General features: G+C 34.1%; 15 protein-coding genes. 11 read left to right on the forward strand and 4 right to left on the reverse strand.

Annotation, left to right across the window (positions count from 1 at the left end):
- Positions 1 to 82: 82 nt before the first annotated feature.
- The 5 genes from BLV91_RS06290 to BLV91_RS06310 all read left to right on the forward strand — a co-directional run bounded on the left by BLV91_RS06290 (position 83) and on the right by BLV91_RS06310 (position 5,494).
- Positions 83 to 478, forward strand: coding sequence for a hypothetical protein (locus BLV91_RS06290; protein ID WP_245709620.1), 396 nt, complete (start codon positions 83 to 85; stop codon positions 476 to 478).
- 108 nt (positions 479 to 586) lie between these two features.
- Positions 587 to 1,384, forward strand: coding sequence for an MbnP family protein (locus BLV91_RS06295; protein WP_091430878.1), 798 nt, complete (start codon positions 587 to 589; stop codon positions 1,382 to 1,384).
- Positions 1,385 to 1,528: 144 nt separating this feature from the next.
- Complete coding sequence (locus BLV91_RS06300) at positions 1,529 to 2,566, forward strand: cytochrome-c peroxidase (protein WP_091430880.1); 1,038 nt, start codon at positions 1,529 to 1,531, stop codon at positions 2,564 to 2,566.
- A 4-nt stretch (positions 2,567 to 2,570) separates the two neighbouring features.
- On the forward strand, positions 2,571 to 3,542 hold the full coding sequence (locus BLV91_RS06305; protein ID WP_091430883.1) for a transporter family protein: 972 nt from the start codon (positions 2,571 to 2,573) through the stop codon (positions 3,540 to 3,542).
- Between the two features lie 152 nt (positions 3,543 to 3,694).
- The gene (locus tag BLV91_RS06310) at positions 3,695 to 5,494 is read left to right on the forward strand and encodes a hypothetical protein (RefSeq protein ID WP_091430886.1); all 1,800 of its coding nucleotides are present in this window, start codon (positions 3,695 to 3,697) and stop codon (positions 5,492 to 5,494) included.
- 100 nt (positions 5,495 to 5,594) lie between these two features.
- On the opposite strand, the gene BLV91_RS06315 is transcribed toward BLV91_RS06310, so the two are convergent.
- The gene (locus BLV91_RS06315; RefSeq protein WP_091430888.1) at positions 5,595 to 6,251 is read right to left on the reverse strand and encodes a hypothetical protein; all 657 of its coding nucleotides are present in this window, start codon (positions 6,249 to 6,251) and stop codon (positions 5,595 to 5,597) included.
- Positions 6,235 to 6,720, reverse strand: a complete 486-nt coding sequence (locus tag BLV91_RS06320) for an RNA polymerase sigma factor (protein ID WP_091430891.1) — start codon at positions 6,718 to 6,720, stop codon at positions 6,235 to 6,237. Before BLV91_RS06320 ends, BLV91_RS06315 begins: the two co-directional genes overlap by 17 nt.
- 363 nt (positions 6,721 to 7,083) lie before the next feature.
- Here BLV91_RS06320 and BLV91_RS06325 point away from each other — a divergent pair, with 363 nt between their 5' ends.
- Positions 7,084 to 8,697 (forward strand): LVIVD repeat-containing protein, encoded by a 1,614-nt coding sequence (locus BLV91_RS06325; RefSeq protein ID WP_091430893.1) that lies wholly within the window; start codon positions 7,084 to 7,086, stop codon positions 8,695 to 8,697.
- 155 nt (positions 8,698 to 8,852) lie between these two features.
- Positions 8,853 to 9,872, forward strand: a complete 1,020-nt coding sequence (locus tag BLV91_RS06330; RefSeq protein ID WP_091430897.1) for a 2-hydroxyacid dehydrogenase — start codon at positions 8,853 to 8,855, stop codon at positions 9,870 to 9,872.
- A gap of 71 nt (positions 9,873 to 9,943) precedes the next feature.
- Here BLV91_RS06330 and lysS read toward each other — a convergent pair whose 3' ends face one another.
- Complete coding sequence (gene lysS / locus BLV91_RS06335) at positions 9,944 to 11,647, reverse strand: lysine--tRNA ligase (RefSeq protein WP_091430899.1); 1,704 nt, start codon at positions 11,645 to 11,647, stop codon at positions 9,944 to 9,946.
- 287 nt (positions 11,648 to 11,934) lie between these two features.
- Between lysS and BLV91_RS06340 the strand changes: the two genes are divergently transcribed.
- Positions 11,935 to 12,660, forward strand: a complete 726-nt coding sequence (locus BLV91_RS06340) for a hypothetical protein (RefSeq protein WP_091431221.1) — start codon at positions 11,935 to 11,937, stop codon at positions 12,658 to 12,660.
- Positions 12,661 to 12,747: 87 nt separating this feature from the next.
- Positions 12,748 to 13,455, forward strand: a complete 708-nt coding sequence (gene lipB, locus BLV91_RS06345; protein ID WP_091430901.1) for a lipoyl(octanoyl) transferase LipB — start codon at positions 12,748 to 12,750, stop codon at positions 13,453 to 13,455.
- A 31-nt stretch (positions 13,456 to 13,486) separates the two neighbouring features.
- Here the strand turns inward: lipB and BLV91_RS06350 are convergent, their stop codons facing one another.
- Positions 13,487 to 14,185 (reverse strand): ribonuclease HII, encoded by a 699-nt coding sequence (locus BLV91_RS06350; RefSeq protein ID WP_091430903.1) that lies wholly within the window; start codon positions 14,183 to 14,185, stop codon positions 13,487 to 13,489.
- A gap of 173 nt (positions 14,186 to 14,358) precedes the next feature.
- Here BLV91_RS06350 and BLV91_RS06355 point away from each other — a divergent pair, with 173 nt between their 5' ends.
- The gene (locus BLV91_RS06355) at positions 14,359 to 16,305 is read left to right on the forward strand and encodes a putative porin (RefSeq protein ID WP_175513964.1); all 1,947 of its coding nucleotides are present in this window, start codon (positions 14,359 to 14,361) and stop codon (positions 16,303 to 16,305) included.
- A 195-nt stretch (positions 16,306 to 16,500) separates the two neighbouring features.
- On the forward strand, positions 16,501 to 17,862 hold the full coding sequence (locus BLV91_RS06360; protein WP_091430907.1) for a pyridoxal-phosphate dependent enzyme: 1,362 nt from the start codon (positions 16,501 to 16,503) through the stop codon (positions 17,860 to 17,862).
- The last annotated feature ends 114 nt before the right edge of the window (positions 17,863 to 17,976 follow it).

Genomic DNA, 17,976 nt, shown 5'->3' on the forward strand with positions numbered 1-17,976 from the left:
TAATAAGACAGTGATATGTCTCAATGGTTTAAGCCTTAACAAAAGTTTAATAAAAGCTGATAATTATCAGATGAATTTAAAAATGGAGTTATATCTTTGCAACGTGAAAAGATTTGCAGTCATAATAATTATTGTTTTGTTTCTAAAACCCATCTTCCCGGTTTTAGATTATGCAATCAATTATGACTATATCTCAAAAGTACTTTGTATCAATAAAGCAAAACCAGAACTGAAATGTAATGGAAAATGTCATTTGATGAAAGAGTTGGCAAAAGCTTCAGAAGATGATAAAACCAATTCAACTGAAAAAAAACAAAGTACAAATAAATTAATAGATCTTTTTGTTGAAGAACAGGACACGTATACTTATGCGTTTTCAGTTATTGAAATCAAACCGTTATTCAATTCAAAATGCAGGAATCTTTATTCGCATTTAGATTCGAACTCTATTTTTCATCCACCCATTTTCATTTCTTAAATAGTAAATAAACTTTTAGTATCTCTATTTCCTTTGGCGAAAGCCCAATGGTAATGTTGATGATACGCCTTATTTTAAAATTTATAAAAAAGAAATTACACTTAAAAGATGAAAAATTTAATATACAAAGCCATAGCTGTTTTAGCTTTGAGCGCCACATTTACTGCATGTTCTAATGATGATGAAACAATTTCAGGAACAGGAAACTTAGCAATAGAATTTGATAACTCTTTTAAGGGAGATGATTTAATTCTAGATACACAAGTGAATACTACAGCGAGTAACGAAGTCCTTAAAATCAGTAGTATAAAGTACATTATCAGTAACATTGTTCTTACAAAAGAAGATGGGACAACTTTTACATATCCCAAAAATGAAAGCTATTTCATAGTAAACGAAGCTGATATAGCTACTCATATATTGAATCTTAAAGACGTTCCTGCAGCTAACTATACTAAAGTTACTTTTGGTGTTGGAGTTGATAAAGAACAATGGGATGCTGGAGCAACAGGTCAAGGTGATTTCTTAGCAACAGCACAAGCAGCAGGAATGATGTGGAGTTGGTCAGCGGGTTACAAATTTGTAGCTTTTGAAGGAACTTTTACTTCAGCAACAGTTACTACTCCAGTTCCGTTTAAAGTACATACAGGACAAACAGGGACGGATTATAACTATACTACTGTTGCACTGGACTTACAAACAAAAGCGTTAGTGAGAACCACAATTACACCGCAAATTCACATTATTACTGACTTGGCTAAGATTTTAAATAGCACAAATGTGATCAAACTTTCTGACAACAATCCTAACGGAACGGGTGCAAATATCATGGGAGGTGCTAACTTACCATTAATAACTGCAAACGTTGCAACTATGTTTTCAGTAGACCACGTTCACAACGATTAATTTCATTTTTAGGAGCACAAGAGTTTTGTATAAAGAAATTAGGTCCCGTTTTTCGCTGTATCTTTTTTTTGAAATAAAAAAAAAGGATGCCGCTGCAACCGGGGCTATTTCAAAACTTTTGTGCTTTTATCTAAATTTAAAACCATGAAAATAAATCATTTTCTTTGGCTACTCATTCCGTTATTATTTAGTTGCTCAGATCAAGATGACGAGTATGTGAATCTACCATTAGATTTCTCAGTACCCTCTAATTTTCCTGACCTGAAATATGATATCAGCTTAAATCCTCCTACAGAAAAAGGATTTGAACTAGGTAAAAAATTATTTTATGACGGCCGTTTAGCTTCAGATGGACTAGTGTCTTGTGGGTTTTGTCACCTGCAAGAAAATGCCTTTACCCATCACGGACACACTGTAAGTCATGGTGTTGATGATGCTCTGGGAACTAGAAACGCGCCTTCTATTCAAAACTTAGCTTATCAATCTGTATTTATGTATGATGGAGCGGCAAGCCATTTAGACTTACAACCTATAATACCATTGACAAGTGCGATAGAAATGAATGGGGATTTAAATGCGATTCTTGCTATGATGAAAGCCGATAAAACCTATAAATTACTGTATAAAGAATCATTTGCTGACGGTGCTGTATCAGTTGAGAATATGCTAAAAGCGCTCTCGCAATTTATGGTAATGTTGACCTCATCTAATTCTAAATTTGATCATTATAGACGCAATGAAACAGGAGGAACTTTTAGTAATGATGAAACTGCTGGCTACACCATTTTTAAAGCGAAATGTGCTTCTTGCCATGCAACGGATTTAATGACTGATGATTCTTTTAGAAATAACGGTCTTGCCATAAACCCATTAATTAATGATGTGGGAAGGTATAGAGTAACAGAATTGGTACAAGATTATTATAAGTTCAAAGTGCCTAGTCTTCGCAATGTTGAGATGACCGCGCCTTATATGCATGATGGTCGTTTTGGTTCGCTGGAATCAGTATTGAATCATTATAGTTCTGGAGTTGTCGCATCAGCTACTTTGGACCCTATTTTACAACAAAATGGCCAACTTGGGATTTCGCTTTCGGCTACAGAAAAAGAGCAATTAATTGCTTTCTTAAAAACATTAACCGACAATCAATATCTTACTGATAAACGATTTTCAGAATATTAATACAATGAAAAATACAATCATAATATCTCTTTTTACTTTATTAGCTGTTCAGTTTGCAACAGCAAAAACGGTGAAAGACAGCATTTCAGGTTTTACATTTCAGAAAATGCAATTGGATGCCGCAATGGATTTTGACTGCGATGCCTGCGGTTGTTCAGCAAGTGGTGGTAGTATGGGATTTAGCTCGATGCTAAATGCTAATTTTGTTGGAGTTCGTTACTTTAATCAAAGTTATAGCAGTAGGGATGGGATCTTTGCTAACTCTCCCTGGATTGATGAAAACTTTAATACAACTCAAGTATGGGCAAAAATACCTGTTACTGAGAAAATCCAAATTGCAGCTTTGATTCCGTATCACTTTCACGATCGAGAACTTACATCTGGTACTGAGAAAATCAGTGGGCTAGGGGATGTGACTATTATGGCAACTTATTCCGTTTATCAAACTCAAAAAGATAGTGCCGTATTTGCTCATAATTTACAAATAGGTGGAGGTGTAAAAATACCTACAGGAAAGTTTAAAGAATCTAACAATCTAGGTACTGTAAATCAAAGTTTTCAATTAGGAACAGGAAGTTGGGATTACCTTTTGCTAACGGAATACGTTATAAAAAGGAAAGATTTGGGATTAAATACGATGCTTAATTATACTTTAAAGACAGAGAATGACAAGAAATACCAGTTTGGGAACCAACTTAACTATGGTAGTACTTTGTTTTATTTGTTAGATTTAAATTCGGTTCAGCTAGTACCTCAATTGGGTTTAGCTGGAGAAATCTATGAAACTAATAAGCAATATGGTGAAGCAGTACCTGATACTTCTGGAGATGTTCTTTTTAGTAAATTTGGTATCGAAGTAGGGAAAGATAAATTCTCAGTAGGAATTAATGCTATGCTACCTTTAAGTCAAAATTTATCGAGCGGAAGAATAGAATCTAATTATAGATGGAGCGTAAATCTGAATTACACGTTATAGAATAAAAGAACCTTTTTTTATGTATTAAACCCGATGCTTTTATAAAAGGCCTCGGGTTTATTTTTTTAAGAATAAGTGTGATATGATATATATCAGCTTTTTACTGCCTTAAAATACTAATATTTGTGGATTAATATTTAAAAAATATTTCCATGACAACAACTAAACCGTTACATACATTTCACATTCCGGTAATGGGATTGGCATATACTATTGACAGTCCTATTCGAGTAGCGAAGTATGGTATTTCATCTGTGATTTCAATCATTGATGATGATCTTATTGAAAAAATGAGTGCTTTTTATAGTGCTAAATTCGACGTTCCTTATCAGGAAATTACTCAAAAAATTCACGATTACCGCGCAGAGCGTATCACTTCTTATTTGAATTTAGTCGACAAAATCGTAAAAGATAAATTCGATAATTTCAAAAACGAGCTGACTGAAAGCAAACAGGCATTGGAGAATTATATTGCCATGTTGCCCAATAAATCCGAAATCAAAATTGGACTACAAAATTTGATGGAAGATGGCAAGGAAGCCATTATGAATTATCTTGACACTAATTTGGCAGCTGGAGAAATCGATGTGAATATCATGACAAAGGTTGACAAAGATAATTTTATCAAAGACGAGCAATTAGCCACTGAGTTTAATGATGCTCATGCTTCACTTCGTGGTTTTGCTAATAGTACACTGTCTTCTTCGGTGGTACTTTCGGCAGGAATGAATCCAAGATTATACAGTTATTTTGAAAATTTTGATGTCTTTTTTCCAGATGTAAACAATCATTTGAATAAGAAAGTCATCCTTAAAGTTAGTGATTTCAGATCAGCGATGATTCAAGGGAATTTCTTGGCGAAAAAAGGCCTTTGGGTTTCTGAATATAGAATTGAATCTGGACTGAATTGTGGTGGTCATGCTTTTGCTACTGAAGGGTATTTATTGGGCCCAATTTTAGAAGAGTTCAAAGAGAAAAAAGAACAACTGATTCAGTCTGCACATGAATTGATGGTGAAAGCTTTAACCATTAAAGGAAAGCATGTTCCTGAGCAAGCATTAGAATTAAAAATTACTGTTCAGGGTGGTGTAGGAACTGCTGAAGAGCATGATTTTCTATTGAGCCATTATAAGGTAGATTCTGTGGGCTGGGGTTCACCATTTTTATTGGTTCCGGAAGCAACTTCTGTTGATGAAGACACCCGTACATTATTGGCGAAAGCCAAAGAAGAAGATTTATATTTGAGTCATATTTCGCCATTGGGAATTCCTTTTAATACTTTGAGAGGAACAACAAATGAAATGCTCAAGCAAAAACGGATTCATGAAAGCAATGCAGGAAGTTCTTGTCCCAAAAAGTTTTTGGCACTAAGTAAAGAATTTGGCGCTAAAGGGATTTGCACGGCTTCTAAAAAATACCAAGATGTAAAACTGGAGGAATTAGAAGCTAAAAAGGATGTTTTTTCTGCTGAAACTTTCGAGAACGCGAAAAATAAAATCACTGAAAAGTCTTGCCTTTGTGTTGGATTGGCGAATGCATCCTATTTAGAAAATGATATTAAAATTAAAGGACAGGCGCAAGGCGTGGTTATTTGTCCAGGACCAAATATGGCTTATTTCGATCAGGAAGTGTCACTTTCAAAAATGGTACAACATATTTATGGAAATGATTCCGTTTTGACTGAAACGAATCGCCCAAATATGTTTGTCAAAGAATTGAAAATGTATCTGGATTATTTAAATAATGAAATCGCAACCGTTTCTGCGGAGATAACAGCTGGTCAAATTAAAAAATGGAATTCATTCAAAAAGAATTTAGGAGAAGGAATTGGCTATTATCAAAGCTTATTTTTATCAAGTATTTCTTCCGAAAATGAGAAAATTCAGTACCTGCTAAGTTTCTATAAAGAGGAGCTATCAAACATTAAAATTCCAGAATTGAAAGTAGCATAAATTAAGAAAGCGGCTTGAAATTTCAAGCCGCTTTTTTATGTGTTGTCACGAAAAAATAATATACAAAAGAAGTTTGTACTCTGACAAAAATGAGCTTTAGTTAGGCTTTTAATTCATTCATGTCGGCAAGAATTCCATCTAGTTTTTTTAATATTCTACCATAACCAAGCTTCAGGTCGAAATCTCCTATTTGTGCTCCAAAGTAGGCTAATAAACTGATAATAGTAACCCCCCCTAGGATTAAAATTAATGGAAAACCAAAAACTAAATAGGTGTCTGGGAATTGTAGTAAAATGAAGTTTACAAATTTATTTCCAGGAATATCCCCGCCAATACTACCAAACCAAAATCCTGCAACCATGATTATGAAAACGTATGGATATAAAAACCGAGACAGCGAAGTATTTGTTGCCGTCATTTCTTTAACCCAATTGTCAAACGAAAGCAAGTATTGGTAGCTGTTTTGGGTTTTGTCCAATGTATCTAAACGCTTACTGAATTTTTGTGCAATAGTGACTATAACAAAAAATAAAACGAACATTCCAATTCCCATATAAGGTATTTTAACAAGAAATGAAATTGGTAAAATAATAAATGCAAACGCAACGATTGCAATTCGATTTATTTTATACATTCTTCTAAATTTATCTACTATATCTATCGATTTTTGACTGTAGAGATTGTTCAGTTTTGGTGCTAATAGAGCATCGTTTTTTAAAAAACCTTCTTTCCATATTGTTTCAATTGACTTTTCCATCTAATAATTTTTTTAATCGTTCTTTAATTCTTTTAATACGGACCCCAATGTTGTTTGGGTTTGTTCCAATAATTTCTGCGATTTCCTGATATGACTTTTCTTCCAGATAAAGCATAATAACCGCCCTGTCTACTTCAGATAATTGTCTGATTGCCTGATAGAGTTGGTTAAGAGATTCATCTACAAAAGAACGGCTGTCCTCGATTGCCTCGTCAGGCAAAGAATTAGAAACAAAATGATGTTTCTTTTTTTTCTTTAGTAAAGTCAAGCACACATTTAATGATATCCTATACACCCAGGTCGACCACTCCGACTTTTCTTGAAAACTTTCGTGGCTTCGCCAGATCTGTAAACAGACCTCTTGATAATAATCCTCAAAATCCTCTTGGGTATTGGTATACGCCCTGCAAATCTTGATGATGATTCCTGAATAGGGTAAAATGAATGTGGTGTAAAAATCGCTACTCACTATTGTTTTTTCTTAATTAGTGGCTAAAGTTCTGAATTATTACAGCTTAAAGAATATTTTTTTTGAAAATTTTAAAATTGACTGAGTTTTTTGTTTTAGGAAATGTTTAGTTTATGGGGAGCATTAGGAAGTGAGACCTCTGTTGTTTTGGCTTGTTATACTGCATTTTACGATTTTTTTTGTGGTACAGACAAAAGGCAAATGAAAGAGAGGATTAGACTAAATTAGTGAATTGCAATAGGAATAAATATTCATTTTAATTAGCGATTATGCACAAATAATTTGCGAATCAAAACTCATGCTTCATTTGTTTGACATTTTTTTAAATTGTAGTTTTGCCACCCTTTAAATCTATCGAAAACAATGAAAATTAAAATCCTAGCACTAGGCTTACTAGCAATGGCTCTTGTTCAATCGTGCCAATCAAACGATGATCTTTCTGGTAAAGATGAAAAAGTAATATTAAATTCAGATGCAAATGCGCTAAGCGCAAGAATGGATCACTCTAGCTCTGGAGTAATTAATTTAGTAGGATCTAATTTGACTTCTAAAAATGCTGCAACTTCTGAAACAGATACCTTTCCTATGTCTTTAGTAGCTGAAGTTAATCCTCCTATTTATGAAGGAAAAACACTTACCGCAACTCATGTTGATGTAAAGGATAAATATGTTTACGTTTCCTACAATACTGCAGGAGAAACCTATTTAGGCGGACTTGATGTTATCGATATATCTGAGCCTAATAATCCTAAACTTGTAGTTCAAGCGATTTTACCTAATACTGATATTAGTACTGTAATTTACGATAATGGTAATTTGTATTTTTCTGGTGCAACAAGTGTTGATGCTAATGCAAATTTAACTACTCCCGCTTTTGTTGCAAAAATGCCATTGCAAAACGGACTTTTAACTACCGATTATTCTAACATTCCTTTGTTAAGCTATGTAGGAACTGGAGTAGCGGTAGGTACTAACGATTATTTTTCTGTATCGGGTAATAATGGAGTTTTAGCGAAAATTGATAAAGTAACCAATTCGATTAAAGTGACTATTCCTATAGCTGATTTAAGAGCTTTAGGGTATATCAACAATAAAGTAGTTGTGCTTAGTGGAACCGAAGGGGTAAAAGTGTACAATGCTGACTCTATGAGTTTAGTTTCTTCTTTCGCAACAAGCACTGATGTGGTTGATGCTAAAAGAACTATTGATTTTCAAGGCGACAATATATTAGTAGCACAAGGATACAGGGGTTTATTGGTTTATAGCGCTACAGGAAGTCTTTTACAGACTTTATCATTGCCAACAAATATTGCAGATGCTAATCCACTTGATGTTGTGACAAATGGTGTTTCTGTTAATGGTGATTATGCCTATGCTGCTAATGGTGCTGCTGGAATTGCTGTTTATCAAAAACAAGCTTTAAACTTAGTGTCTTTAGGTAGTATCTCCTTGGGAGGTTCTGCAAATTATGTGAAAAGTGTAGGTGATTATATTTTTGTAGCAACTGGTTCTGGTGGTTTAAAAATTGTTAAAAAAGTAACGGTACCTACAATAGATTGTTCTACTTATCCAACATATAATGGAGGACAATGGCTTAATGTTAATTCTGGAGAAACATTGAACTATCAAGGTTCTGCTTCAATACAAGGAATTAATGTCAATCAAAACTTAACGTTTTGTGGATCACTATCAATAAAACAAGGTGTTAATATTAATAGCGGCGGTGTTTTTACTATGAAAGGTTCTATGGCGCAAGGAAATTACAATAGTAATAGTAGTAACTTTAATTTTAATGTAAACGGTACTTTTAAAGTAGAAGGAAGCGTTGTACTCTATGGTAATTTAATACTTAATAGTGGTGCTACAATAGAGTTTGTAGGCTCTGGATCTAGTATTACTATTTACGGTAAAGTAACTAAAAATAGTGGTGTAACCATCAAAGGAGATTATACTGACACTTTCAATAAATTGAAATAAGATTCATAATCAATATTAACATGAAAAAAGGAACTTCAATTGGAGTTCCTTTTTTTATAAATTTCAGTTAATATTCTAAGGGGATAAACTTTTATAAAAACAAGCTGCTGAAGACTATCTTTACGGCCGTTAATCATATCAATTTTTTTATAAATATGGAAAAACCTAGTGCAACTTATAAGATTTCTTTTTTTTCAACGCAACCCTACGACAAGATTTTTTTTGAAAAGTACAATGCAGATTTTGGTTTTCAATTGGAGTTTTTTGATACGCAACTTAATCTAAAGACCGTTCAATTGATAAGTAATTCTTCGATTGTTTGCGTCTTTGTAAATGATTGCGTTGATGATGCAGTAATTGCAGAATTGGCAGCTAAAAAGGTCGAAATTATTGCTTTACGATGTGCGGGTTTTAATAATGTGGACTTGGAAGCCGCCAAAAAACATAATATTCGCGTTTGCCGAGTTCCGGCCTATTCTCCTCAGGCAGTTGCAGAACATGCTATGGCTATGATTTTGACTCTAAATAGAAAAACCCATAAGGCTTATAATAGAGTTCGCGAGCAAAATTTTTCGTTAAACGGGCTCCTAGGTTTTGACTTGTTTGGAAAAACTATAGGTGTCGTTGGTACAGGGAATATTGGGAAAGCTTTTGTAAAAATTGCAATCGGTTTTGGGTGTAGAGTGCTTGCTTTTGATGTAGCAGTAGATGCTCAACTAGAACAGTTAGGGGTTGTGTATAGCGATTTGGATACCCTCTTTAAAGAATCGGATATTATCTCTTTACATTGTCCATTAAACGAAAATACTAAACATATTATAGATGCTCAGTCGCTTTCAGTAATGAAAAAAAATGTAATGATTATTAACACTAGCCGAGGTGGATTAATTGAAACTTCGAGTGTTATAGATGCATTGAAAGAAGAAAAAGTAGGGTATTTGGGAATTGATGTATATGAACAGGAAGAGAAACTATTTTTTAAAGATTTATCTGCCGATATAATTAAAGATGATGTAATTCAGCGATTGATGAGTTTTCCTAATGTTTTGGTTACGGCTCACCAGGCATTTTTTACAGAGGAAGCTTTAACTCAAATAGCTTTGGTTACATTAAATAATATTCAAGAATTAATACAAAAAAATAGTATTGAAAACCAGTCAGCACTACTTGTTTGATTGTAATGGTTATTTATAAAAAAAGGAACTTCATTTGAAGTTCCTTTTTTTATAAATATAATTTTTGAGTTTTACTCTTTCAAGCGACAAGATTTCACATCACCTTCAACAACCACTTCAGTCATTCCTAAAGCAGAAAGATTTTTCATGGCTTTGTCCCATTTTTTACCGCTCAATTCTGATTTTATTTTTAGTAAACCAAATTCCATTTGGTTGTCATTTGCTTGTAAAATAGCAACGATTGTTTTTTCGTCAGCTTCAAGTTCAACGGTAACTTGTTTTTTCTCCGGACGCATTTGCGGGAAGAACAATACTTCTTGAATAGAAGCATTATTTGTTAAGAACATCATCAAACGGTCCATTCCTATTCCTAATCCAGATGTAGGTGGCATTCCGTACTCAAGTGCTCTTAAGAAATCTTCATCAATAATTCCAGTTGCTTCATCGTCCCCTTTTTCAGCTAGACGCATTTGGTCTTCAAAACGAGCTCTTTGATCAATTGGGTCATTTAATTCAGAGTAGGCATTCGCTACTTCTTTACCACAAACCATTAATTCAAAACGCTCTGTCAATTCAGGATTGTCGCGGTGTTCTTTACAAAGAGGTGACATTTCCTTAGGGTAATCTGTAATAAATGTTGGTTGAATATAGTTTCCTTCGCATTTTGCTCCAAAAATTTCATCAATCAATTTTCCTTTACCCATGGTAGCATCAACTTCTATTCCCATTCCTTTAGCCGCTTCAAAAAGCTCTGTCTCTGTTTTACCAGAAATATCAAAACCAGTAAAATGTTTGATAGAATCAGTCATAGTAACGCGAGCATAAGGTGCTTTGAAATTGATTTTATGTTCACCAAAAGTAGCTTCACCTGTACCATTTACACTTACAGCGCAATGTTCAAGCAAGTTTTCAGTAAACTCCATCATCCAGTTGTAGTCTTTGTAGGCTACATATATTTCCATAGCTGTAAATTCTGGGTTATGAGTTCTGTCCATTCCTTCGTTACGGAAGTTTTTAGAAAACTCATAGACTCCATCAAATCCACCTACTATTAATCTTTTTAAGTACAACTCATTTGCAATACGCATATACAATGGCATATCAAGTGAGTTATGGTGTGTGATAAACGGACGCGCTGCTGCACCACCAGGTATTGATTGTAAAACTGGAGTTTCAACCTCAAGGTATCCTGCATCGTTAAAGAAACCACGCATAGCATTGAACAATTTTGTTCTTTTGATAAACGTTTCTTTTACATTTTGATTCACAGTTAAATCTACATAACGCATTCTGTAACGCAGTTCAGCGTCATTGAAAGCATCGTGTACTTTTCCGTCTTCATCAACCTTTGGTAAAGGCAACGGACGTAAAGTCTTACTCAAGAAAGTAAAGCCATCAACACGAATACATTGTGCGCCTACTTTAGTAGTAAACAATTCTCCTTCGATTCCAATGAAATCACCTAAGTCGGTTAATTTCTTAAATACCTGATTGTATAATGTTTTATCATCGCCTTCACACAAGACATCGCGGTTCACATATAATTGTATGCGTCCTTCGCTATCTTGCAATTCAGCAAAACAAGCTTTTCCTTGATCTCTTACACTCATCAAACGCCCAGCAACAATCACCTTCTTACCTTCTTCAAAGCTTTCCTTTATTTGCTTTGAAGTATGATTTACTGGGAAAAGGTTCGCTGGATAAGGGTTTATTCCCAAATTGCGTAAGCTTTGTAGTTTTTCTCTACGGATAATTTCTTGTTCTGATAATGCCATTTTATTCTGATTTTAAGAGCGCAAAGATAGTCTTTATGTGTTAAAGTAGCAAAGTGAAAAAGTTGGAATGTAGGATTAATTTACTGTGTAATTTTAGGAGCAGAAACAGTAGTGTTATAAAGACGATCTGTCCCGTTATTCGCTATATCCTCACCCAAAAGGGTTCGGGATACCGCTGCTACCGGGGCTATTTTACAGCGAATAGAAATTGTAAGAATATTTTGTTAAATACTTGTTTTTCAAAATAAAACTAAAGTATATTTAGCGTGATAAAAATTGAAATAAAAATGAAATACGCTTTTTTGTTGCTGCTACTAGTGCTTTTAACAAGTTGTGAAGTTACTGAAACGCTACACATCAACCCTGATAATAGTGGGACTATTGAATTTGATAGTCATCGGAACGAAAATAGCTATATGCAAATTGCAGGTGAAGAATATGCTAAAGAAACCGTTTATAAAGACACCACTTATGTTTTTCAGGAATACATCGATAAGTTCAATGCTAATTTTATTAAATATACTGTAAAGGAACAAGAGCTGTTTAATACCTTTAAAAATGTAAAAGTACACATCAAGAAAAGTGCTTTTGACAAAGAGTTTAGAACTACAATTACACAAGCATTTCAAAAGGTAGAAGACATAGCAGATCTTTCTAAAACAGAAAACTACGCTGATGATATTAAATATAATTATGCCTTAACTGCTGAGGAACATTATTACAACATACGATACAGCTTTAATGGAAATCATTTTAATACGATTGTTACTATTACAGATGAGGATATCTTCCAAAAAGAAAAGGATAAAATGGAAGAATATAAAAAGCGACTTCTGAAGTTTAATTTGGTACAAACCTATACTCTGAAATACCATTTTCCTAGGAATATAAAATCGGTTTCAAATAGTAATGCTGCAATAAGTGAAGATAAAAAATCATTAGAACTCCAATTTTCAATATTTGATTTTTTACAAAATCCAACAACCAGCAATCTTGAGGTGGTTTTAGAATAGCAGTTTTTAGTATGATTCGAACCTTTGCTACTTCCATCTAAAACTTTGTACCTTTGCAATTCAAAACCTTTGCACCTTTAAAAAGAAATGAACAAAACAATCCAACTTCAAGATTTAGGAAATAAAGACTACAAAGAAACTTGGGAATACCAAGAAGAACTTTTTAAAGGAATTGTTGACTTAAAAATCAGGAATAGGAGAGAAGAACTTAATCTTGAAACTCCAAATTACTTTCTTTTTGTAGAACATCCGCATGTGTACACTTTAGGTAAAAGTGGTGATTTAACTAATTTGCTTTTATCAGAAAAGCAGCTAGAAGACAAAGGAGCGACTTTCTACAAAATTAATCGTGGCGGTGATATTACGTATCATGGACCGGGTCAAATTGTGGGTTATCCAATTTTAGACTTAGAAAATTTCTTTACAGATATACATAAATATTTACGTTTTCTTGAAGAATCCATTATACTTACATTACAAGAGTACGGCTTGGAATGCGGGCGTAGCGAGGGTGAAACTGGCGTTTGGCTAGGTGTAGGTACTCCATTTGCACGTAAAATTTGTGCTATGGGTGTTCGTGCTTCTCGCTGGGTAACGATGCATGGATTTGCTCTAAATGTAAATGCTGATTTAGGTTATTTTGACAATATTATTCCTTGTGGTATTCGCGGGAAAGCGGTAACTACATTAAATGTTGAACTAGGAGTTGAAAAAGTGAACGAGGAAGAAGTGAAAGAAAAAATCCTGAAACATTTTTCCAATCTTTTTGAAGCTAATTTCGAAAAATCTAACTAGAATTTTTGCATCTAGGGTATTAAATCAAGAATCATAAATCCAACTTCATTTGTTCGGGTAATAGTCGAAAACTCATTCGGTGGTATTTTGTAACCCCATATTTTCTTATGGCTTCCCGGTGTTCTTTGGTAGGATAGCCTTTATTTTTTTTCCAATTGTACATTGGGTATTCCTCATGAATGCGATTCATGTATTCATCACGATAGGTTTTCGCTAAAACAGAGGCCGCTGCTATACTCATGAATTTTGCATCTCCTTTTACAATACTTGTACTAGGGATAGAGGTAAGAATTTCAATTTCGGCAGCGGTATAAATTTTCCCGCCTTTATTTTTGAGTCCGTTTTTGTGAATAAATGGAGCATTTCCGTCGACAATAATATACTCAGGCTGGGGTTCAAGTTGTAAGACGCATTCCTGCATCGCTTTTATAGAGGCATTAAGAATGTTGATTTCGTCTATTACCAAGGGCTCTAGATGTGTTACTGCAAAGCTGATGGCGATTTCTTCAATAATAGGTTTGAGTTTTTCTCTGTTCTTTTCAGTGAGTTGCTTAGAATCGTTGATCAATTCATAAAAGCTGTAGACTAATTCGTTTTTATTTTTGCCTTTTGGAGAACGAAAAACTGGAAGTGTTACGGCAGCTGCAGTTACTGGTCCTGCCAGACATCCGCGACCCGCTTCATCGGTTCCGGTTTCCAGTATAATTCCTGAAAAATTATGTTGAAGCATATCAAAAGGTTTTATAGACGGCAAATATTATATTTTTTTTTCACAATAAGGCACGATAGCAGTATTTGCTAAGACAAAGCAATAGGTTAAGGTGTTTTTTTATATGTTTTTATCATTTACCTTTGCTCGTATTACTACTGTGAAAATAATAGCCTAATTATACCTCCGTTCAAATGAGAATACTCTTTTTTTTATATTTTTTAATATTACCAACAATACTGTTTTCCCAAACAAAACTAGGTGACGATTCAATTAAGCCTAAACCCATGAGAGAATCGGATACATTAAAAAATCCTAAGGATCAAAAAGTTGCCACGATGGACATGTATCGTTTTATTTCGATAGAACGCGACACTACCTATCTCGACACCTCACTTACCATTCAGAGAGAATATAGTTTTAATTACCTGCGTAAAGACATCTTCGGATTGTTGCCTTTTTCTAATGAAGGCCAAACCTATAATACCTTACAATATAGTTTGACTGAGTTTTCTCCTTATCCTGAAATGGGTTTCAAGGCAAAACATTTTAATTTTTTGGAAGCAAATGATATAAGATATAGTTCTGTAGCAACTCCTGTAAGTGAGTTATACTTCAAATCAGTAATGCAAAAAGGACAAACTCTCGATGCTTTTTTTACTTTAAATATTAATCCAAGACTCAACTTTTCGATTGCATATAAGGGATTACGTTCTGAAGGGAAGTATATAAATCAACTCAGCAGTACTGGGAATTTTAGATTTACAACAAGCTATAACACAAAAAATGAACGCTATTTTGCCAATACACACTTTACGTATCAGGATATTTTAAATGAAGAAAATGGTGGGATAACCACGATTTCTGATTTTGAAAGTGAAAATCCGGATTATGACAATAGACAAAGACTCGAGGTGTATTTTAACGATGCCGAGTCGTTTCTAAAAGGTAAGCGATTGTTTGTAGACCATTTTTTCAGGGTCAACTCTGAAAAAGGGGAGAACAATTTGTATGTTGCCCATCAATTCAATTATGAAAATAAATTTTTCGAATACAATCAGGAAACCGTTCCTTCAACAGTAGGTTCAAGCACGGTCTATAGATTTGGCGATTCTTACGTTAGTTCAGGAATCAATGACCAGACACACTACAATAAGATGTATAATAAAGTAGGTTTGGTTTATGAAAATACTACCCTGGGAAAAATTCAATTTTTTGCTGATGATTTTAGAAGTAATTATTACTACGGTAAAATATTAATTTTTGACGATAAAACGGTTCCGACTTCATTAACCCGAAATATAAATAGTGTAGGTGGACAATATGATTATCATAAAAACAAACTCAATGGTACATTCTTGTATTCAAGATCTGTAACAAACCAGTCGTTATCAAACTTAGATGCCAAATTGAATTATGATTTGAATGAGGACTATCAGTTTTCATTTGGGTATCAAAACATGAATAAGTTACCTAATGATAATTACAATCTATATCAAAGTAGTTATGTAGATTATAACTGGAGTAATGATTTCAAAAACGAAAAAATTAATTCAATTACTGCAGAGGCTTCAACTCCATGGGTAGGAGCATCGGTTCAGTTTATGACGCTTAACGACCATTTGTATTTTGAAAACACGGCAATTGACGAAAGTCAGCAAATTGTAACACCAAATCAGTATGCTAATACTATAAATTACGTATCGGTGAAGTTGAATAAGGAAATAACTTTTGGAAGGTTTGCTTTAGACAATACTATTCTATATCAAAAAACAGATCAAAGCGATGCGATTTTAAATGTTCCTGAAATTGTTACCAGAAACACAATTTATTATACTAACTATTTGTTCAAAAAGGCTTTGTTTCTGCAAACAGGGGTTAGTTTGAATTATTTTAGTAGTTATTTAGCTAATGACTACAATCCCGTAATTGGTGAGTTTTTTGTTCAAAATGAAAAAGAGATTGGTAATTACCCAACATTTGATTTCTTCATTAACGCTAAAATTCAAAGAACCCGAATTTATCTTAAAGCAGAGCATTTCAACTCCTCTTTCACCGGAAATAATTTTTATTCGGCACCTAACAATCCATACCGCGATTTCACGATCCGTTTCGGTTTGATTTGGAATTTCTTTAATTAGAGGAACAGTATTGTTGCATTTTCCTTGGGCGTTTTATCGCGCTATCCGCTATATCTTTCCTTGCTTAAAGGAAGCAAGGAAAGGATGCCGCTTTTATCACGAACGCAAAAGGGGGCAAAGGGGACTATTTTTATAACAAAATACTATCTTTGCAGAAATATTTATCACAAATCAGAATTTTAAAAGTATAATTAAATGCAATACGCAGAAAATATATTAGGTACAATAGGCAACACGCCCTTAGTGAAGTTAAACAAAGTAACCGAAGGAATAGATGCATTAGTGCTGGCTAAAGTAGAGTCTTTTAACCCTGGAAACTCTGCAAAAGACAGGATGGCGACAAAAATGATCGCTGATGCTGAAGCTGATGGCAGATTAATGCCAGGAGGGACAATAATAGAAGGAACTTCTGGGAATACAGGAATGGGATTGGCATTAGTTGCGATAATAAGAGGCTATAAGCTGATTTGTGTTATTTCAGACAAGCAGTCCAAAGAAAAAATGGATATCTTACGTGCAGTAGGGGCAAAAGTGGTAGTATGTCCTACGGATGTAGAACCTACAGACCCTCGTTCTTATTATTCTGTTTCTAAAAGACTAGCTGAGGAGACACCTAATTCTTGGTATGTGAATCAATATGATAATCCATCAAATGCATTGGCGCATTACGAACAAACGGGTCCTGAAATTTGGGAACAAACAGAAGGTAAAATAACTCATTTCGTTGTTGGAGTAGGTACTGGAGGAACTATTTCAGGAATTGCAAAATATTTGAAAGAGAAGAATCCTAATATTAAGATTTGGGGTATCGATACTTATGGTTCTGTATTTAAAAAATACCATGAAACTGGGGTTTTTGACGAAAATGAAATCTATTCTTATATTACAGAAGGAATCGGTGAAGACATATTACCGAAAAACGTCGACTTTTCTTTGATTGACGGATTTACAAAAGTAACTGATAAAGATGCGGCGGTTTATACTCGTAAAATTGCTCTTGAAGAAGGGATTTTCGCAGGAAATTCAGCCGGAGCGGTAGTAAAGGGTTTATTGCAGCTAAAAGAACACTTTAAACCAGAAGATGTTGTCGTTGCCTTATTTCATGATTCAGGGAGTCGTTATGTAGGGAAAATGTACAACGATGACTGGATGCGCGAAAGAGGTTTTCTGGAAGAAGAAATCACAAAAGCTGAAGATGTTATTAAAGATCATATTGATAAACCATTAATCGTAGCTCGTACTGAGGAATTGGTGTCACATGCTATTGAAAGAATGCGTAAATACAAAATTTCACAAATTCCTGTAATGGATATTACTGGATTTGTTGGTTCTCTTGATGAATCTGATTTGTTTCAAAGCTATGTTAACGATACAAACACCGCTGACAGACCAATTCGTGAAATCATGGGAAAACCTTATCCTGTAGTGCAATTAGGAACTACTATTGAAGCAGTTTCTAAATTATTCAACAGGGAAAATGCTGCGGTTTTGATTGACTTAGGAAATGGCAAACACCATATTATCACAAAATATGATATTATTGGTTCGATAAAATAACAATATTTTTTTTTTTTTTTGCCACGAATTGCAAATATAAGCACAGATTCATTTTGTGTAAATACTTGAAATTCGTGGCTTTTTAAATGGCAAAAATAAAGACAACAATACTTA

Source organism: Flavobacterium degerlachei (assembly GCF_900106645.1).
Classification (GTDB): domain Bacteria; phylum Bacteroidota; class Bacteroidia; order Flavobacteriales; family Flavobacteriaceae; genus Flavobacterium; species Flavobacterium degerlachei.

Bases quoted from the DNA above. Each gene is read 5' to 3' on its own strand.
- BLV91_RS06290 (WP_245709620.1), top strand. From the start codon at position 83: ATGGAGTTATATCTTTGCAACGTGAAAAGATTTGCAGTCATAATAATT.
- BLV91_RS06295 (WP_091430878.1), top strand. From the start codon at position 587: ATGAAAAATTTAATATACAAAGCCATAGCTGTTTTAGCTTTGAGCGCC.
- BLV91_RS06300 (WP_091430880.1), top strand. From the start codon at position 1,529: ATGAAAATAAATCATTTTCTTTGGCTACTCATTCCGTTATTATTTAGT.
- BLV91_RS06305 (WP_091430883.1), top strand. From the start codon at position 2,571: ATGAAAAATACAATCATAATATCTCTTTTTACTTTATTAGCTGTTCAG.
- BLV91_RS06310 (WP_091430886.1), top strand. From the start codon at position 3,695: ATGACAACAACTAAACCGTTACATACATTTCACATTCCGGTAATGGGA.
- BLV91_RS06315 (WP_091430888.1), bottom strand. From the start codon at position 6,251: ATGGAAAAGTCAATTGAAACAATATGGAAAGAAGGTTTTTTAAAAAAC.
- BLV91_RS06325 (WP_091430893.1), top strand. From the start codon at position 7,084: ATGAAAATTAAAATCCTAGCACTAGGCTTACTAGCAATGGCTCTTGTT.
- BLV91_RS06330 (WP_091430897.1), top strand. From the start codon at position 8,853: ATGGAAAAACCTAGTGCAACTTATAAGATTTCTTTTTTTTCAACGCAA.
- lysS (WP_091430899.1), bottom strand. From the start codon at position 11,647: ATGGCATTATCAGAACAAGAAATTATCCGTAGAGAAAAACTACAAAGC.
- BLV91_RS06340 (WP_091431221.1), top strand. From the start codon at position 11,935: ATGAAATACGCTTTTTTGTTGCTGCTACTAGTGCTTTTAACAAGTTGT.
- lipB (WP_091430901.1), top strand. From the start codon at position 12,748: ATGAACAAAACAATCCAACTTCAAGATTTAGGAAATAAAGACTACAAA.
- BLV91_RS06350 (WP_091430903.1), bottom strand. From the start codon at position 14,185: ATGCTTCAACATAATTTTTCAGGAATTATACTGGAAACCGGAACCGAT.
- BLV91_RS06355 (WP_175513964.1), top strand. From the start codon at position 14,359: ATGAGAATACTCTTTTTTTTATATTTTTTAATATTACCAACAATACTG.
- BLV91_RS06360 (WP_091430907.1), top strand. From the start codon at position 16,501: ATGCAATACGCAGAAAATATATTAGGTACAATAGGCAACACGCCCTTA.